This is a genomic window from Leifsonia sp. AK011, assembly GCF_013410945.1.
In the GTDB taxonomy this organism is placed as follows: Bacteria; Actinomycetota; Actinomycetes; order Actinomycetales; family Microbacteriaceae; genus Rhodoglobus.
In genome coordinates, this window is the sequence record NZ_JACCCH010000001.1 from 1,476,147 (window position 1) to 1,492,634 (window position 16,488).

Annotated in this window: 16 protein-coding genes; 6 read left to right on the plus strand and 10 right to left on the minus strand. The window is 67.6% G+C overall.

The annotated features are described in order from the left end of the window. The first annotated feature begins 24 nt into the window (after positions 1–24). Complete coding sequence (locus tag HDC94_RS07230; RefSeq protein ID WP_179496236.1) at positions 25–1,344, plus strand: hemolysin family protein; 1,320 nt, start codon at positions 25–27, stop codon at positions 1,342–1,344. Beyond that, the gene (locus HDC94_RS07235) at positions 1,344–2,378 is read left to right on the plus strand and encodes a hemolysin family protein (protein WP_179496238.1); all 1,035 of its coding nucleotides are present in this window, start codon (positions 1,344–1,346) and stop codon (positions 2,376–2,378) included. The genes HDC94_RS07230 and HDC94_RS07235 overlap by 1 nt, the downstream gene beginning before the upstream one ends. A gap of 91 nt (positions 2,379–2,469) precedes the next feature. Here HDC94_RS07235 and HDC94_RS07240 read toward each other — a convergent pair whose 3' ends face one another. Both HDC94_RS07240 and HDC94_RS07245 read right to left on the minus strand, forming a co-directional pair. Then, entirely contained in the window at positions 2,470–3,546 is a 1,077-nt protein-coding gene (locus tag HDC94_RS07240) for an NADH:flavin oxidoreductase/NADH oxidase (RefSeq protein ID WP_179496240.1), read from the minus strand. After that, positions 3,543–4,160 carry an HAD family phosphatase gene (locus tag HDC94_RS07245; RefSeq protein ID WP_179496242.1) on the minus strand — a complete coding sequence of 206 codons (618 nt, stop codon included), beginning with the start codon at positions 4,158–4,160 and terminating at the stop codon, positions 3,543–3,545. Before HDC94_RS07245 ends, HDC94_RS07240 begins: the two co-directional genes overlap by 4 nt. 23 nt (positions 4,161–4,183) lie before the next feature. Here HDC94_RS07245 and HDC94_RS07250 point away from each other — a divergent pair, with 23 nt between their 5' ends. After that, the gene (locus tag HDC94_RS07250) at positions 4,184–4,993 is read left to right on the plus strand and encodes an ADP/ATP-dependent (S)-NAD(P)H-hydrate dehydratase (protein WP_179496244.1); all 810 of its coding nucleotides are present in this window, start codon (positions 4,184–4,186) and stop codon (positions 4,991–4,993) included. A gap of 69 nt (positions 4,994–5,062) precedes the next feature. On the opposite strand, the gene HDC94_RS07255 is transcribed toward HDC94_RS07250, so the two are convergent. The 3 genes from HDC94_RS07255 to HDC94_RS07265 are packed head-to-tail and all read right to left on the minus strand — an operon-like array spanning position 5,063 to position 7,509. Further along, complete coding sequence (locus HDC94_RS07255) at positions 5,063–5,812, minus strand: amino acid ABC transporter ATP-binding protein (protein WP_218870500.1); 750 nt, start codon at positions 5,810–5,812, stop codon at positions 5,063–5,065. Beyond that, on the minus strand, positions 5,809–6,672 hold the full coding sequence (locus HDC94_RS07260) for an amino acid ABC transporter permease (RefSeq protein WP_179496246.1): 864 nt from the start codon (positions 6,670–6,672) through the stop codon (positions 5,809–5,811). Before HDC94_RS07260 ends, HDC94_RS07255 begins: the two co-directional genes overlap by 4 nt. A 9-nt stretch (positions 6,673–6,681) precedes the next feature. Further along, positions 6,682–7,509 carry a transporter substrate-binding domain-containing protein gene (locus HDC94_RS07265; RefSeq protein ID WP_179496248.1) on the minus strand — a complete coding sequence of 276 codons (828 nt, stop codon included), beginning with the start codon at positions 7,507–7,509 and terminating at the stop codon, positions 6,682–6,684. Positions 7,510–7,608: 99 nt separating this feature from the next. Between HDC94_RS07265 and HDC94_RS07270 the strand changes: the two genes are divergently transcribed. The 3 genes from HDC94_RS07270 (at position 7,609) to HDC94_RS07280 (ending at position 10,656) form a co-directional block, all read left to right on the plus strand. Next, positions 7,609–8,952 carry a glycosyltransferase 87 family protein gene (locus HDC94_RS07270; protein WP_179496250.1) on the plus strand — a complete coding sequence of 448 codons (1,344 nt, stop codon included), beginning with the start codon at positions 7,609–7,611 and terminating at the stop codon, positions 8,950–8,952. A gap of 2 nt (positions 8,953–8,954) precedes the next feature. Further along, positions 8,955–9,272: a thiamine-binding protein gene (locus HDC94_RS07275; RefSeq protein ID WP_179496252.1), complete on the plus strand. Its 318-nt coding sequence runs from the start codon at positions 8,955–8,957 to the stop codon at positions 9,270–9,272. A 100-nt stretch (positions 9,273–9,372) separates the two neighbouring features. Next, positions 9,373–10,656 (plus strand): MFS transporter, encoded by a 1,284-nt coding sequence (locus tag HDC94_RS07280; protein WP_179496254.1) that lies wholly within the window; start codon positions 9,373–9,375, stop codon positions 10,654–10,656. Here HDC94_RS07280 and HDC94_RS07285 read toward each other — a convergent pair. The 5 genes from HDC94_RS07285 to HDC94_RS07305 form a co-directional block, all read right to left on the minus strand. Next, entirely contained in the window at positions 10,594–11,262 is a 669-nt protein-coding gene (locus HDC94_RS07285) for a response regulator transcription factor (RefSeq protein WP_179496256.1), read from the minus strand. The two genes, HDC94_RS07280 and HDC94_RS07285, sit on opposite strands and share 63 nt — an antisense overlap. Before the next feature lie 25 nt (positions 11,263–11,287). Beyond that, a complete protein-coding gene (locus HDC94_RS07290) occupies positions 11,288–12,535 on the minus strand; it encodes a hypothetical protein (protein WP_179496258.1) in 1,248 nt (415 codons plus the stop codon). Then, positions 12,532–13,695, minus strand: coding sequence for a sensor histidine kinase (locus tag HDC94_RS07295; protein WP_179496260.1), 1,164 nt, complete (start codon positions 13,693–13,695; stop codon positions 12,532–12,534). The genes HDC94_RS07290 and HDC94_RS07295 overlap by 4 nt, the downstream gene beginning before the upstream one ends. A gap of 83 nt (positions 13,696–13,778) precedes the next feature. Continuing rightward, complete coding sequence (locus HDC94_RS07300) at positions 13,779–14,978, minus strand: homoserine O-acetyltransferase (protein WP_179496262.1); 1,200 nt, start codon at positions 14,976–14,978, stop codon at positions 13,779–13,781. Between the two features lie 141 nt (positions 14,979–15,119). After that, a complete protein-coding gene (locus tag HDC94_RS07305; RefSeq protein ID WP_308495745.1) occupies positions 15,120–16,469 on the minus strand; it encodes a bifunctional o-acetylhomoserine/o-acetylserine sulfhydrylase in 1,350 nt (449 codons plus the stop codon). Positions 16,470–16,488 lie beyond the last annotated feature (19 nt).

The following is a 16,488-nucleotide window of genomic DNA, read 5'->3' on the forward strand; positions in this document are numbered from 1 at the left end:
GACCCCTGGCCGGCGGTTTCCCCCATGTATGAGTGGATCATGCTGGCCATCGGAGTCGTGCTGACCGTCGGTACCGGTTTCTTCGTCGCGAGCGAGTTCGCGCTCGTCAACCTCGATCGTTCTGATCTCGAGGCGCGACAGGAACGTGGCGAACGCGGCCTCGGCATGACCATCGGCGCGCTCAAGCACACGTCGACGCACCTCTCGAGTGCCCAGCTCGGCATCACGCTCACCACGCTGCTCACGGGCTATACCCTCGAGCCCGCCCTCAGCACGTGGTTCGCCGTGCCCCTCGCAGCGCTCGGCCTGGGCGAAGCCGGAACGCGCGTCATCGCCACCATCATCGCGATCACTCTCGCAACACTCCTGTCGATGATCATCGGCGAACTCGTGCCGAAGAATCTCGCGCTCGCCGTCCCTCGGGCGACCGCCAAGGTCGTGATTCCGTTCCAGGTGGTCTTCACCACGGTGTTCCGCCCCGCGGTTGCGCTGCTCAACAACACCGCGAACGGGGTCCTGCGCAGCATCGGAATCGAGCCGAAGGAGGAGCTCTCCGGCGCCCGGACGGCCGAGGAGCTCACCTCCCTCGTGCGCCGTTCCGCGAGCGAGGGCAGCCTCGACCTCGACACCGCAACCCTTCTCGCCCGAACACTGGCCTTCGCCGACCTCACCGCGCAGGATGTCATGACCCCGAGGCCGCGCCTCGCGAGCGTCGACCGCAAGGACTCCGCGCAGGCCGTCATCGAGCTCGCGCGCAAGACGGGGCACTCCCGCTTCCCGGTGACGGATGACTCGGTCGACGACGTCGTCGGCATCGTGCATGTGAAACAAGCCGTCGCCGTTCCGCGCGAGAAGCGCGGCGAGGTCCCGGCATCCGCTCTCCAGTCGGACGCCCTGCGTGTTCCGGAGACGATGAAGCTCGACTCGCTGCTCGCCGAGCTGCGCGGTCGCGGCTACCAGATGGCCGTCGTTGTCGACGAGTACGGCGGCACCGCGGGGGTGGCGACCCTTGAGGATCTCGTCGAGGAACTCGTGGGCGAGGTCTCCGACGAGCACGACCGGAGCAAGCCCGACGTGGTGCGCTCCCGTGACTGGTTCACGTTCCCCGGCATCCTGAGGCCCGACGAGCTGCGCGAGCGGACCGGCGTTGTGGTGCCAGAGGAAGGGCCGTTCGAGACCGTGGCCGGCTGGCTCATGAGCGAACTCGGACGGCTGCCCGTCGTCGGTGACATCGTCGAGCTGCCGACGGGAACGTTCCGCATCGAGAGACTGGATGGTCGCCGCATCGACCGCGTTCGCTACACGCCCCAACCCATCGAAACCCCTGAGGGGGGTGCGAAGTAATGGACTGGTGGGGAATCGCCTGGCTTTTCGTGCTCCTGGCCATCAACGCGTTCTTCGTCGGCGCCGAGTTCGCGGTCATCTCGGCGCGGCGCTCGCAGATCGAACCGCGAGCCGAGGCCGGCTCTCGGGCAGCGAAGACGGCCGTGTGGGCGATGGAGCACGCGACGCTCATGCTCGCGGCCTGCCAGCTCGGGATCACGATCTGCTCGCTGCTCATCCTGAACGTCTCCGAGCCGGCGATCCATCACCTTCTCGAGTACCCGCTGGCGCTCACCGGGTGGTCGGAGGAGGTCATCAGCACGATCGCGTTCATCGTCGCGCTGCTCCTCGTTTCGTTCCTGCACGTGGTGTTCGGCGAGATGGTGCCGAAGAACCTGTCCTTCTCGTTGCCGGACCGAGCGGTGCTGATTCTGGCGCCGCCCCTGGTGTTCATCGCGCGAATCTTCAATCCGATCATCGTCGTGTTGAATGCGATCGCTAACAACGCACTGCGGCTGTTCCGGGTCGAGCCGAAGAGCGAGGCCACGAGCGTCTTCACGCTCGACGAGGTCGCGACGATCGTGGACCAGTCCAAACGTGAGGGCATCCTCCGCGACGAGGGCGGAACGCTGACCGCAGCGTTCGAGTTCACGTCGAAGAAGGTCAAGGACATCGCTGTCGGTATGGACACCCTCGTCACCCTGCCGGAGGATGCCGCGCCTGCTGACCTCGAGCGCGCGGTTGCCCAGCGCGGGTTCTCGCGCTACATCCTCGTGGACGAGGAGGGCGAGCCGTCCGGCTACCTGCACCTCAAGGACGTCATCGATCTCGACGAGGACGAGTACAACGAGCCCGTGCCGCCCAAGCGCATCCGCCAGCTCATCTCGATCTTCCGCGACACGGACCTCGAGGATGCCCTTGCCACGATGCGCCGCGTCGGCGTCCACGTCGCGCGGGTGTTCGACGAGAACGGCGCAACGCGCGGCGTGGTCTTCCTCGAGGACATCATCGAGGAACTCGTCGGCGAGGTGCAGGACGCGACGCGGCGTCGGTAGTCGGACGTAGGCAACCGTGCGCGGAGACCGCGCACGGCGCTGGCGTCGCGGCGAAGGCCAGAAATGGCCTTCGCTTTCAGCTCCAGCGCGCCTACTTGAACTTGGCGCGCAAGTACTGCGGCGGGTAGTAGTCGAGGTCCACGCCGAGTTCGTGGGCCGCGCGCCAGGCGAAGTGCGGGTCGCGCATCATCTCGCGGCCCATCATCACAGCGTCGGCCTTGCCGGATGCCACGATCTCCTCGGCCTGGGCCGCCGTCGTAATGAGTCCAACCGCACTTACCGGTGCGTCGGCGACCTCATGGACGCGTTCGGCGAACGGTACCTGGTATCCGGGCGCCGACGGGATGTGCACGCCATTGGTGATGCCGCCCGTCGAGATGTCGAAGAGGTCGGCTCCGGCGTCCAGGGTCCAGGCCGCGACCGTTGCAGTCTGGTCGACATCCCACGCGTCATCCACCCAGTCCGTCGCGGAGAAGCGCACGAGGATCGGCACGCCGTTCCCCGCCTCCGCGCGAACCGCCCGAACGATCTCGAGGAGAAGTCTCGCCCGGTTCTCGAGACTGCCGCCGTAGGCGTCCTCGCGGGTGTTCGAGAGCGGGGAGAGGAACTCGTGGAGAAGATAACCGTGCGCCGCATGGATCTCGAGCAGGTCGAAGCCCGCGTCGAGCGCGCGGCGGGCGGCAGCGACGAAGTCGTCGACGATGCCGGGCAGCTCGCCGGTCTCCAGCGCTCGTGGCGTCGCGTAGCCGGGGTAGGGGATGGCCGACGGCGCAACCGCCACCCAGCCGCCCTGCTCGATCGGGACTGTGCCGTGCTCGGGAATCCACTCGAGCCAGGTCGACCCCTTGCGTCCCGCATGGGCGAGCTGGATGCCCGCCACGGCGCCCTGCGAATGGATGAAGCGTACGATCCGACCCCAGGCCTCCGCCTGTTCGGCGTTCCAGATGCCGGTGTCCTGGGGGGAGATGCGGCCCTCGGGGGAGACCGCGGTCGCCTCGGTCATCACGAGTCCTGCACCGCCGAGGGCGAAGCTGCCGAGGTGCACCATGTGCCAGTCGGTCGGCACGCCGTCCTGCTTGTCGACGGAGTACTGGCACAGCGGCGCGACCCAGAGGCGGTTGCGGAATTCGGTGTCGCGAATCGACAGGGGAGTGAACAGTGCGCTCACGAGGAGAGTCCTTCCAGGAACGCTTCGAGCCCGGGCACTCCGGTGAAGTGATGGACCGTGATGCCGAGTGCGGCCGCGGCATCAGTGTTGACGGCCTTGTTGTCGATGAACACCATCTCGCCCGGGGTGATTCCCAACTCGTCGGCGACCTCGAGGTAGATGGCGGGGTCGGGCTTGATCGCGGCCATCTCAGCACTCACGAACATCTGCTCGAAGTACTGGACGAGCGGTCCGAACCGGAAGCCGCTCGCGAAGTCGAAGCCCGCATTGGAGAGGATCGCGAGTCGGGTTCCGCCCGCCTTCAGCCGAGCGATGAGGTCGATCGTGCCCGGCTCGACACTCCACCAGCCACGGAAGTCGGCGACCCAGAGCTCGTACACCCGGGAGGCCGACCATGATGCGCCGGTGTCGGCCGCGACCTGGGCCCAGTACTCAGGGACGCTCACGGTGCCCTGGTCGAGCGGATCCCGCCGACCCCAGTAGCTGGGCCAGAAGACCTCGGCCTCGACGCCTGCGAGGTCGAGCAGTACCTGCTGGTCGGCGGCGCTCGGACTCCGGGAGATCACCTCCCCGTAATCGAACACGACAACACGACCGGGGATACTGAGGCTCACCCCTTCAAACTATCGTGAGTCCCATGACCTACTTCTCGCCGTGGACAGCGCACGAGGCATCCGCTCTCATCTCCGTGCCCACGGTGGGTGACGACAAGTACAGCAGGGGAGTGCTCGGGGTCCTCACGGGGTCCGACCAGTACCCGGGCGCTGCGGTCCTGAGCGTCGAGGCCGCGCTGCACACGGGCGTCGGGATGCTGCGCTACCTCGGCCCGGAACGCGCTGCGAGCCTCGTGCTCCAGCGCCGCCCCGAGGCCGTGACGTCGCCGGGACGCGTGCAGGCCTGGTTGCTCGGATCGGGCATGGACCCCGTCGATCGCGATACGGAGCCCATGCTCACGGCGCTCGCCGAGGGCCTGCCCACCGTGCTCGATGGGGGAGCCCTCGATCTCCACGAGCACGCCAGCGGGCCTGTCGTCCTGACCCCCCACTACCGGGAGCTCGCGCGCGTGCTTGACGTCGAGGTGGATGCCGTGGCCTCCGCACCGCTCGAGTGGGCGAGGCGTGCATCCGAACAACTGAACGTCACGGTTCTCCTCAAGGGGCACACGACCCATGTCGCCGGCCCGGGCATCTCGATTGGGGTCTCGAGCGCGCCCACCTGGCTGGCGACGGCGGGGGCCGGCGACGCGCTCGGCGGCATCCTCGGTGCGCTCGTGGCGACCCACACCGACCTGATCGCGGCGGATGACACGGCTCTCGCCCGACTTGCCGCGACGGCAGCCCTACTCCACGGTCTCGCAGCGGAGCGGGCGAGCGGCGGCGGACCCTTCACGATCCTCGACCTGTGCGCAGCCCTCCCCGCAACGATCGCGAGCATCATCGCCGCGTGAGTTGCCCAGTTCGGCCAGTCTGTGAGCGAACGCACTGGCCGAAGTGGGCAACTCAGGGGAGTCTGGAGGCTAGGTGAGGAAGCGGGACAGGAACTCGCGGGTGCGCGGCTCCCTCGGTGCGGCGAAGAACTCCGCGGCGAGGCCCTGCTCGACGATGACTCCCTGATCGAGGAAGACGACGCGGTGGGCGACGTCGCGCGCGAAGGCCATCTCGTGCGTCGCCATGACGATGGTCGTGCCATCCTCGCCGAGCTCCCGCACGAGATCGAGCACCTCGCTCACGAGCTCAGGGTCGAGTGCACTCGTGATCTCGTCGAGCAGGAGCAGCTCGGGATTCGTGGCGATCGCGCGCACGATGGCGGCACGCTGCTGCTGGCCTCCCGAGAGCCGATCGGGGAACGAGCCGGCGTGCTCGGCGAGTCCGATGCGAGCGAGGAGTTCGCGACCGCGTTCCTCCGCTACAGCGCGACTCTCGCCGAAGACGTGCCGCGAGGCGAGTGTGACGTTGTCGAGCACGCTGAGATGCGGGAACAGGTTGTAGTGCTGGAAGACGACGCCGATGCGAGCGCGGACGGCATCCACCGCCACTCTCGGATCGCTGATGTCTTCGCCGCGGAGGAAGATCTGCCCGTCGTCGATCTGCTCGAGGAGATTGATCGTGCGCAGAAGTGTCGATTTGCCAGAGCCACTCGCCCCGATGAGGGCGACCACCTCGTGGGCGGACACGTCGAGATCGATTCCGCGCAGCACCTCGCGGTCGCCGAACGACTTGTGGACACCCCGAACCGAGAGCACGGGAGAGCGCTGCGGATCCCTCATACGATGCCTCCCACCTGTTCGCGGGCGCGGAGGCGGGCCGAGTACCAGTCCGTGAGCCGGATGAGGGGCAGCGCGAGCGCGACGAACAGGAGGCCCGCGACCACGTAGGGCGTGAAGTTGTAGTACTGCGCGACCTCGATCTGGGCGGCGCGCACCGCATCGATCGCACCCAGCACCGAGATCAGTCCGACATCCTTCTGCATCGCAATGAAATCGTTCATGAGGGCCGGGGTGACCTTGCGCACCGCTTGCGGCAGCACGACGAGACGCAGTGTCTTGCTGTGGCTGAGCCCGAGCGACCGGGCGGCAAGGCGCTGCGACGGATGCACGGCCTCGATGCCCGCCCGGAACACCTCGGAGACGTACGCCGAGTACACGAGCACGAGTGCGATCGTGCCGAGAACGGCGGCGGGGATGCGCGCCCCGTCGGAGCCCTGGAGGCCCGGAATCCCGTACCCCACGAGGTAGAGCACGATGATCAGCGGGATCCCGCGGAACAGGTCCGTGTAGCCCGATGCCAGGGCGCGCAGGGGGAAGAACACCGGCCCGCGCAGGGTGCGGAGTATCGCGAGCAGAACGCTCACGACCAGCACGCCGATGACCGCGAAGAAGAGCACGCGGAGGTTGAGGAGGAACCCGTCCCAGACGCGTGGGACCGAGGCCACGAAGATCTCAGGGTTGAAGAAGCTCTGCTGCACCCTGGCCCAGCCGGGCGTGTTCACGAGCGTGATCCACAGCACGACGGCGAGGGCGACGGTCGACGCTGCGCTGATCAGCACCGACCGTGCGTTCTGGCGACGACGAAAGGCCCGGCGCTCAAGCTCGATCGAGCTGGGCTGCCGGGCCTCGTCGTTGGTCACCTAGGAAAACTACTTCAGGACGGGCACGGATACCGACTCGGAGAGCCATTCGGCCTCGAGGTCGGCGAGCGCACCGCTGTCCCGCAACGCATCGACGGCGCCGGTCACCTTCGCGGTGAGCGGGCTGTCCTTGGGGAGCACGAGGCCGAACAGGTCGCCCGTGCCATCCTCGAGGGGAAGCTGGCCGAGGATGACGCCGCCGTCGAGTTCGACTCCCGTGAGGTAGAACGCGGTCGGCAGGTCCACCACGAGCGCGTCGATCGTGCCGCTCTCGAGAGCGAGCTTCGCGTCGTCGTTCGTGTTGAAGGCCTGCGCTCCCGCGGTCGGGGCGATCTGGCTCTCGATCGCCTGGAAGCTCGTCGTGCCGGTTGCGGCGCCGATGAGCAGGCCCTTGAGGTCCTCGATCGACGTCGCGCCAGCTGCGGCAGAACCCTCGACAGTGATGATGGCCTGGGTGGTCTCGTAGTAGGGCGACGAGAAGTCGACATTCGCGGCGCGCTCCTCGGTGATGGAGAACTGCTGGAGGTTGAAGTCGAAGTTCTTGGGGCCGGGTGCGATGGCCTCGTCGAAGGTCGTGCGGACCCAGACGACATCCTCAGGGGCGAAGCCGAGCTCGTCGGCGACCGCATAGGCGACTGCCGACTCGAAGCCCTCACCGGACTCGGGAGTGTCATCGATGACCCAGGGGAAGTAGGCGGGTTCGCCGGTACCGATCGTGAGCTTTCCCTCGGTGACGTAGTCGCTCGCGGGAGCGGCGGGAGCGCAGGCGGCGAGGCCGAGCGCGAGAGCGGCCGCGCCGAGGGCCACGAAGCCGCGAACAGAGGCAGATCGAGTCATAGTGGTCTCCTGGTGGTGGGTGCTGTGTGCTTCCATCTTCCCGCAGCCCGCGTGAGCCCAGGGAATCAGGTCATTTTGTTACCGGATACGCTGGGAGGCATGGTCGTCGAGTCCGCTCGCCCACGCGGGCTCCGTGTCATCCGAGCCATCGTGGACAGCCAGCTCGCTCTCTGGATCGCGTTCGCGATCGTGCAGCTGTGGCTCGGCTTCCTGGCCCTCTACGCCCCCGGTCTACCTCTCGGCGACGTCACCCTCGTCTACAAGTTCTGGGTGGAGCAGGCGCTCGACAACGGCTTCTGGGTGGGCATCGATTCCGCCTGGGTCTATCCGATTCTCGCGCTCGGGCCCATGCTCGCCGCCGCAGCCCTGGGCATGGAACAGTACGGGGCGACCTGGATCTCGATCGTCATCATCCTCAACGCCGTGGCGATGGCCTTCCTCACCGGGTGGGGGCGGCGGCCCGAACGCACGGTCGTGGGCTGGTGGTGGGTCGCCTTCCTCGCCCTCCTCGGCCCGATCGCCCTGTCCCGCATCGACTCGATCACCGTGCCCGTGGCGATCATCGGCGTGCTCCTGCTCGCGACCCGCCCCCTCCTAGCCTCCGTGATCCTCGCGATCGCCACGTGGATCAAGGTCTGGCCGGCGGCCCTCCTCCTCGCCGCGGTTGTCGCGCTCCGCGATCGCCTCAAGGTCGTTGCGGGGGCCGTCGGCACGACTCTGGTGGTGCTGGTCGGTGCGCTTGCGGTCGGCGGCTCGGCGAGCATCCTGAGCTTCATTACCGAGCAAACGGGACGCGGCCTGCAGATCGAGGCGCCGATCAGCATGCTCTGGATGTGGATGACACGAGCCGGCGTGCCGGGAACCCGCGTGTACTACGACCAGAACATCCTGACCTACCAGGTCGTCGGTCCTGGCTGGTCAACAGCGGCGAGCGTGATGACGCCGATCATGGCGGTGGCGGTCGCGGCCATCGTGCTGCTCGGCGTCCGGGCACTGCGAGCCGGTGCATCGCCGGGCGACCTACTGCCGCCGCTCGCACTCGCGCTCGTCACCGCGCTCATCGCGTTCAACAAGGTCGGCTCGCCCCAGTTCGTCTCCTGGCTCGCCGTGCCGGTCGTGCTCGGTCTTGCGACGAGTGCTGCTGGGCTCGGCCGCTCGTTCCGCACCCCGGCCTCGCTCCTGCTCGTGATCGGCGCTCTCACGCACCTGATCTACCCGTACTTCTACGGATGGCTTCTCGCGCTCGACGTTCCCATGCTCTCGGTCCTGACCGCTCGCAACGTGCTCTACTTCGTGCTGCTCGGCTGGGCGATCACCTCCATCGTCACCGCGCCGAGGTGGTCGTTCCACGGAGGAGTCGATCAGGTGGATGGTGCAGCATGGCCCCTGGGCGTGCCAGCCGGCACGACCGGTCCCACACCGCACACCGTCGACAAGGAGTAGCCATGCTCGTAGCGTTCTCAGTTGCACCCAGCGGGGGAGCGGATGGCACGGACTCCGTGCACGACGCGGTGGCTGCGGCGGTCGCCGTGGTCCGGGCATCCGGGCTCCCCAACCACACCGACGCGATGTTCACGACGATCGAGGGTGAGTGGGACGAAGTCTTCGATGTCGTGCGCAGGGCGGCGGAGGCCGTGGGTCGATACGGCACGCGCGTCTCCCTCGTGCTCAAGGCCGACATCCGGCCGGGCCACACCGGTGAACTCGAGGGCAAGGTCGAGCGCCTGGAGCAGGCACTCCTGCGCGAGTCCCAGCTCGACTGACCGGACCCTGGCGATGCCACGATCGCGACGCTGAGATCGCGACGTAGACTCGTAGGGCTCGACGGGGAGCGGCTCCTTTTCGCTTAGTGATCGGCCTCCCATGTCTTTGCCCACTGCCACGTCCACGCTCACCCCCGGCAGGACGCGACTCGCCCTTCTGGCCCTGGCGCTGGGCGGTTTCGGCATCGGCCTGACCGAGTTCGTTGCGATGGGGCTGCTTCCCAATCTCGCCGCTGACCTGCTGCCCAACCTCTGGGAGCAGTCACACGAGCTGGCCAACGCGCGCGCCGGCTGGCTGATCTCCGCCTACGCCCTCGGCGTCGTGGTGGGGGCGCCGACGATCGCGGCAGTGGCAGCCCGCCTGCCGCGCAAGCAGCTGCTCCTCGGCTGTGTCGCCCTCTTCACGCTGGGCACCGTCGCGTCCGCACTTCTCCCGACCTTCGAGCTCGTGCTCGCGGCTCGGTTCCTGGCCGCCCTTCCCCACGGTGCGTACTTCGGCATCGCGGCACTCGTCGCCGCGTCGCTCATGGGGCCGGGCAAGCGAGGCCAGGGCGTCGCGCTCGTGCTCTCGGGCCTGACCATCGCCAACGTCATCGGAGTGCCCACCATCACCTACCTGGGCCAGGTCGCGGGATGGCGCACCGCCTACATCGCCGTCGCGCTCGTGTTCGCCGCCACCTTCGTTGCTGTCGCACTCGCGGTGCCCTTCCAGCCGGGCGACCCGGCAGCCACGATCCGCCGCGAGCTCACCGTGTTCCGGCGCGGTCAGGTGTGGCTCGCGCTCCTCATCGGATCCATCGGCTTCGGCGGCTTCTTCGCGGTCTACACGTACATCGCGCCGGTGGTGACCAACGTGGCGAACCTCGACGCGAGTGTCGTGCCGTGGGTCCTGGTCGCCGTGGGGGTCGGCATGACGATCGGAAACTTCCTGGGCGGTCGCGGGGCGGATCGCAGCGTCATCCGCACGCTCTTCATCTGCTTCGGCGGCTTCGCGGTAGCGCTCGCGGGTCTTGCACTCACCGCTCAGAACCCCGTGGGGCTCGTGTTCTTCGTGTTCCTCGTCGGGGTCGCCGCATCCGCGCTCTCCCCGGCGATCCAGACTCGCCTGATGGATGTCGCGGGCGATGGCCAGTCGCTGGCCGCAGCGATCAACCACGCCTCGCTCAACATCGGCAACAGCCTCGGCGCGTACCTCGGCGGTGTCACGATCGCCGCGGGGCTCGGCTACCTCTCACCAACCTGGGTCGGTCTCCTGCTCGTTGTGCCGGGAGTGAGCCTCGCGATCGTCAGCGTCCTGCTGGATCGCCGCAAGGCCGCCCTATCAGAACTGGCGCGGGATGTCGCCCTCGAGAAGGATGCCGTCCTCGATCGCCCGCTTGCGTAGGGCCACCTTGGTGCCGACGTCGAAGCCGGCAACGCGGTACTTCTCACGGATGCGCTTGAGGTAGCTCTTCGCGGTCTCCTCGGAGATGCTCAGCTGGTACGCCACGGCCTTGACGGGCTCGCCGCCGCCGTACAGCGCCATGACGCGGCGCTCCTGCGCGCTCAGCTTGGGGGCACCGCCCACCTCGCCTGCGCTCAGCGCAAGGTCGAGCTCTGCCGAGACGAAGGGCTCGCCCTTGGCAGCGGCGCGAATCGCCTCCACGATCATGTCGGCGTCCTCGCTCTTGACGAGGTACCCGAGCGCACCGGCAGCGAGCGCCTCGCGCACGACGTTCGGCTCGGAGTACGTGCTCATGAGCACGACCTTCACGCCCATCGTCTTGAGGGTGCTGATCTTCAGCGAGATCGGGATGTTGTCCTTGAGGTCGAGGTCGAGGAGCACGACGTCGACGGGGAACTGGGGATGCACGGTCAGCTCGGGCCAGCTCGGCACTGCTGCGACCATCTCGATGTCGGATGCGGCGTTACGGATCCACTCCGTCAGCGCGCCGAGAAGCATCTTGTGGTCGTCGACGAGAGCGAGCCTGATGCGGTCAGGAGTTGTCACGGTGTCCTCATTTTCCTTACTGCGTTCACTGGTCAGCCGGGTTGTCCACCAGGGCACTGATGTCCACCCGAAGACTCTGGTTCTCGGTCGAATCGCTGTGCTGGCCCACTCGACCGATAGCTTCCCATGTGGCCGGGTCGACGCGGTTACGCGGCACGCCCGTCGTGGTGATGACGATGGGCACCCAGATCTTGCCGGAGGGAGTATCGATCGCCGACGTCGCGGGGCCGAGGGTCAGGTGCACGGTTCTCGGTGAGCTCGCCTTGACGCTGTTGTCCGCGATGAGCAGCCAGGCCGTGGAGAGCAGGCCGTCTCGCTGTTGCGGATCGAGGAGGCCAGCGAGGTTGCCCTTGTCGGTGAGCGTCACGGCCTTGCCGAGCAGGTCGGACTCGGTGATCGCGTGGTAGAGCCACGTCTCGCGCCGACCCTCGATGAGGTGCAGCCGCAGCTCGGTGGCGAGGGATGCCGCGACCGACGCCGTCTTAGGGTGCAACGGCAACTTCACCTTGCCCGTGGCCACCGAGTCGAGCAGTTCCTCGGCGGCGAGGTCGAGCCTCGCGAGTTCCTCCGAGGCGAGCATCCCGACGGCGAAGCGGGGAGCGGAGACCGTGCTCTGCACGAGCACCCGGTCGAGTTCGACCTGCACGAGACGGCGGAAGCCCGAGATCACGACGGCGCCGATGATGGCGGGTAGCACCGCGAAGGCGAGCGTGGTCACCTGGGCGCTCGCGGTGTTCTCGCTCCAGGCGGTGTTGACGATCATGGCGGTGGCGAGTCCCGCGCCGAACACCGACGCGGCCACGACGATGTCGGACGTGCGGCGGCTCGTGAGGGCCACGAGCAGGCCCATCACCGCGGTCGGGGCGGCCGTCGCGAAGTGCCCGATGTCGTGGAGATCCCAGATCGCGAACAGGTCGAGCCCGACGGATGCCGCGAGCCCGAGCAGGAACAGGGCGAAAGCCCACGTGGGAAGCTCGCCCAGCACGCGGATCGTCACGAAGGTGGCCACGAGTGTCACGATCAGCACGGTCCAGGCGGCGAGGGCCGCGTAGGGGATCGGGTAGACCGACCAGAGTCCGACGAACCACACGAAACCGTAGACGGCACGAAGACCGACTACGACTGCGGCGCCGATTCCGATGAACCCGGTGCCGAGACTCGAGCGGCGCGGCGTTGCAGCACGGATCACGCGCCTCGTGGCATCCGACTCACGGCGGCGGAAGGGGCGGCCGATGACAGTGCCGAGGGTGTTCTCCTCGGGAAGGCTGGTCACTTCGGCACCTCCAGCACCACGGTCGTGCCGGAGCCGGGGGAGGAGAAGAGGCGAGCTTTGCCGCCCACTTCGCGCAACCTGCCGACAACGGATTCCTTGAAACCGAGGCGGGCGGAGTCGACATCGTCGAGCGCGAAACCGACTCCCGAGTCAGTGATCATCGCGCGGACGGTCGTCTCGTCGTCGGTGATCGTGACGTGGGCCTCGGTCACGCCGGAGTGCCTGCGGACGTTCTCGAGGCACTCAGCGAGCGCGAGCAGGAACGCGTCGAGCACGTGGCTCGGCAGGAGCACCTGCCCCGTGCCGTGCCAGCTCACCTCGAGGCCCATGCGTCCGAACCGCTGCTTCACGGACTCGAGGGTCGTGCCGAGAACGGTCTCCTCGCTCACCTCGAGCTGGTAGGTGCCCGACGACTGGGGCGCTGGTGTTGCCCCGAGCCGCAACTGGCGGAGCAGCCGCGCGTCGTCCGCGGCCTGTTCCCGCAGGGCGACAGGGGCGACGCCCACTCCGGAGTGCGCGAGGAGTGTGAGCGTGGCGAGCACCGTGTCGTGGAGGAGTCGTGCGCCCTGGCGTCGCTGCGCCTCCGTCTCGCTCGCCTGGCGTTCTGCGCGGTGGGCCCTGCCGATGCTCGCGATGCGTCGCGCGGCTCTCGGGACGCCCGCGCTGATCCAGAATCCGATGATCGCCGCGAGCAGCCAGCCGAGCACCTGGAGCGGGATCGTCCGCAGCGGTGCCTGGTACGGCGCGAGGGAGACGGTCACGATCGTGATCGAGACGACGATCGCGACGGCGAGGAAGATCCGTCGCATCCGCTCCGTCGTCAGGACCACGGCGAACGACGCGATCGAACCGGCGGAGAGCTGCGCGACGGCCGAGATGGCGGAGGGTCCGACGCCTGCGGTGCTCGCGAACGTGATGACGAGGATGGCGCTCAGGCCTGCCGCGATCCCGAGCGCGACCCACCGCAGGGAACGGCTGCGCCCGAGGCGGACCTGTGCGAAACCCAGCACGGCATACAGGGGAAGGCAGAGTACCCAGGTGAGCACGTCCACGCTTCCGGGCATGCTCAAGCACACGAGCGACACCACGGTGAAACTCAAACCGTAGACGCGTGCGGTGCGCTGGAGCAGTCGGTCGCGCTCCTTGGCGATGAGGTCCATTGGCATCATCGTGTCACAGGCGTCCCCGCTACGGGGGGTGGCGCACGGCGCGCCGGGGTACAAATCCGGGCGCGGGGGTAGAACTAGTCGTCGAGGAGTCGTCTGAGTTGGCCTCCGACGAGTGATTCCTCGATGAGGAAGCCGTCGTGGCCGAATGGGGAACTGATGACGTGCGGCTCGGTACCGTCGATGTTGCCCGGCAGGTGGGCCGCGATGTGGCGCTGGTCGGGGACCGGGAAGAGTCGGTCACTGTCGATGCCGAGGACGAGTGCTCGTGCGGTCACGCGTCGAAGCGCCTCGACGGTTCCGCCACGGCCGCGGCCGACATCGTGGGAACTCATGGATTGCACAAGCGTGAGGTAGCTATTGGCATCGAACCGGCGTGTGAACTTGTTGCCGTGGTAGTCGAGGTAGCTCTCCACCGCGTAGCGTCCGCCCCCACCCATCGGGCTCAGTCCGCTCTGCCAGCTCCGCGCGAATCGATCGTTCAGCTCGCTCGGTGAGCGGTAGTTGAGGAGGGCCATACGCCGCGCAAGAGCGAGCCCCTGATGCGGGCCTTCGTCCTCGTCGTAGTAGTCGCCGTCGGCGAAGAGCGGGTCCATGCGGATCGCCTCGAGTTGCACCGAGTTGAGCGCGATCTGGTCGGCGTTCGAGATCGCCGGGGCCGCGAGGATGGCGACCCTGTCGAGCCGCTCGGGATGCTCGATCGCAAGTTCCAGCGCCTGCATGCCGCCCATCGAACCGCCGATGACCGCCGCCCAGCGCCCGATCCCGAGCGCGTCCGTGAGTGCGATCTGCACGGCGACCTGGTCCCGGATCGTCACGAAGGGGAAGCGGGAGCCCCACTCGCGGCCGTCGGGCGCATACGATGCCGGACCGGTGGTTCCCTGGCATCCGCCCAGCATGTTCGGAGCCACCACGAACCAGCGGTCCGTGTCGATCGCCTTGCCCGGGCCGACCATGCCATTCCACCAACCGCCGGTCGGATGCCCGGGGCCCGGGTCGCCCACGACGTGGCTGTCGCCCGTGAGTGCGTGCACCACGAGCACCGCGTTGGAGGCATCCGCGTTGAGCGTTCCGAACGTCTCGTATGCCACACGAACGACAGGGAGCTCTCCACCGCGTTCGAGCGTGAGAGCGCCGACCGAGGCGAACTGGCGGTTGCCGACGGGATCGCCATCGCGCCACGCACCGGTCGCCGGTGGTTTGCCGCTGAGCGATCGGGCGTTCGCCTCGGTGATGAATGCCGAGGGAACGGTGTCCTCGGGGGTCTGCCAGTCCATGTCGTGACAAGTATTGCCGATGCGCCGGAGCGGACGGTGCATGTTACGCAGCCACTCAACCCCCGCGAGAGGCCACTCAACGCGCCAACCCCCGCGAAAAGCCAGGATAGGTGGCTTCTCGCGGGGGTTGGTGTGGAGGAACTACGCGGAGGCGTTGGCCGCTGCTGCGACCGCGCGGGCGGCCGCGAAGCCAGCCTCGAGGTCGGCCTTGAGGTCCTCGACGTTCTCGATGCCGACCGAGAGGCGCACGAGGCCCGGTGTCACACCGGTCGTGAGCTGCTGCTCGGGGGTCAGCTGCGAGTGGGTCGTCGAGGCGGGGTGGATGATGAGGCTGCGCACGTCGCCGATGTTGGCGAGGTGGCTGAACAGCTCGACGTTCTCGACGAGCGCACGGCCGGCGTCGACGCCGCCCTTGAGTTCGAACGAGACGACTGCACCGACACCCTTGGGGGAGTACTTGTTCGCCGCCGCGTACCACGGGCTCGAGGGGAGTCCGGAGTAGTTGACCGACGCGACATCCGGGTGGTTCTCAAGCCACTCGGCGATCTCCTGGGCATTCTGCGTGTGACGCTCGATGCGCAGGCTGAGCGTCTCGATGCCCTGGATGAGCGCGAAGGCGCTGTCGGGGGAGAGGGCGGCACCCGTGTCGCGCAGGAGCGTGACACGTGCCTTGATCACGTAGGCGATCGCGTCGCCCAGCACGGTCGTGTAGCTGGCGCCGTGGTAGCTCGGGTCGGGCTCGGTGAGGCCGGGGAACTTGTCGGCGTTCGCAGCCCACGGGAACTTTCCGCCATCAACGATGACTCCGGCGATGACCGTGCCGTGGCCACCGAGGAACTTCGTGGCCGAGTGCACGACGATGTCGGCACCGAACTCGAACGGGCGGATCAGGTAGGGCGTCGCGATCGTGTTGTCGACGATGAGCGGGAGGTTGTTCTCGTGCGCCACCGCCGAGACCTTCTCGATGTCGAGGATGTTGATCTTCGGGTTGCCGATGGTCTCCGCGAAGAAGAGCTTCGTGTTGGGGCGCACAGCGGCAGCCCACTCAGCCTCGTCGTCCTGGTTCTCGACGAAGGTGACCTCGATGCCGAGCTTCGCGAGTGTGTACTTGAAGAGGTTGTAGGTGCCACCGTAGATCGATGACGACGAGACGATGTGGTCGCCTGCGCCGGCGATGTTGAGCACCGCGTAAGTGATCGCGGACGATCCGGATGCCACGGCGAGGGCCGCGGTGCCACCCTCGAGCGCGGCGAGCCGCTGCTCCACGACATCGGTCGTCGGGTTCATGAGGCGCGTGTAGATGTTGCCGAACTCGGCGAGCGCGAACAGGTTCTGCGCGTGGGCGGTGTCGTTGAAGACGTACGAGGTCGTCTTGTAGATCGGTGTGGCGCGGGCGTTGGTGGTGGGGTCGGCCTTCGCGCCGGAGTGGACCTGCTTGGTTTCAAACTTCCAGTCGCTCATGAGCGTCTCCTTTGTCTTTCTTTCGCGGATCTGAGAACGAAAACGTGGG

Bases quoted from the DNA above. Each gene is read 5' to 3' on its own strand.
- HDC94_RS07230 (WP_179496236.1), top strand. From the start codon at position 25: ATGTATGAGTGGATCATGCTGGCCATCGGAGTCGTGCTGACCGTCGGT.
- HDC94_RS07235 (WP_179496238.1), top strand. From the start codon at position 1,344: ATGGACTGGTGGGGAATCGCCTGGCTTTTCGTGCTCCTGGCCATCAAC.
- HDC94_RS07250 (WP_179496244.1), top strand. From the start codon at position 4,184: ATGACCTACTTCTCGCCGTGGACAGCGCACGAGGCATCCGCTCTCATC.
- HDC94_RS07255 (WP_218870500.1), bottom strand. From the start codon at position 5,812: ATGAGGGATCCGCAGCGCTCTCCCGTGCTCTCGGTTCGGGGTGTCCAC.
- HDC94_RS07265 (WP_179496248.1), bottom strand. From the start codon at position 7,509: ATGACTCGATCTGCCTCTGTTCGCGGCTTCGTGGCCCTCGGCGCGGCC.
- HDC94_RS07270 (WP_179496250.1), top strand. From the start codon at position 7,609: ATGGTCGTCGAGTCCGCTCGCCCACGCGGGCTCCGTGTCATCCGAGCC.
- HDC94_RS07275 (WP_179496252.1), top strand. From the start codon at position 8,955: ATGCTCGTAGCGTTCTCAGTTGCACCCAGCGGGGGAGCGGATGGCACG.
- HDC94_RS07280 (WP_179496254.1), top strand. From the start codon at position 9,373: ATGTCTTTGCCCACTGCCACGTCCACGCTCACCCCCGGCAGGACGCGA.
- HDC94_RS07295 (WP_179496260.1), bottom strand. From the start codon at position 13,695: ATGGACCTCATCGCCAAGGAGCGCGACCGACTGCTCCAGCGCACCGCA.
- HDC94_RS07300 (WP_179496262.1), bottom strand. From the start codon at position 14,978: ATGGACTGGCAGACCCCCGAGGACACCGTTCCCTCGGCATTCATCACC.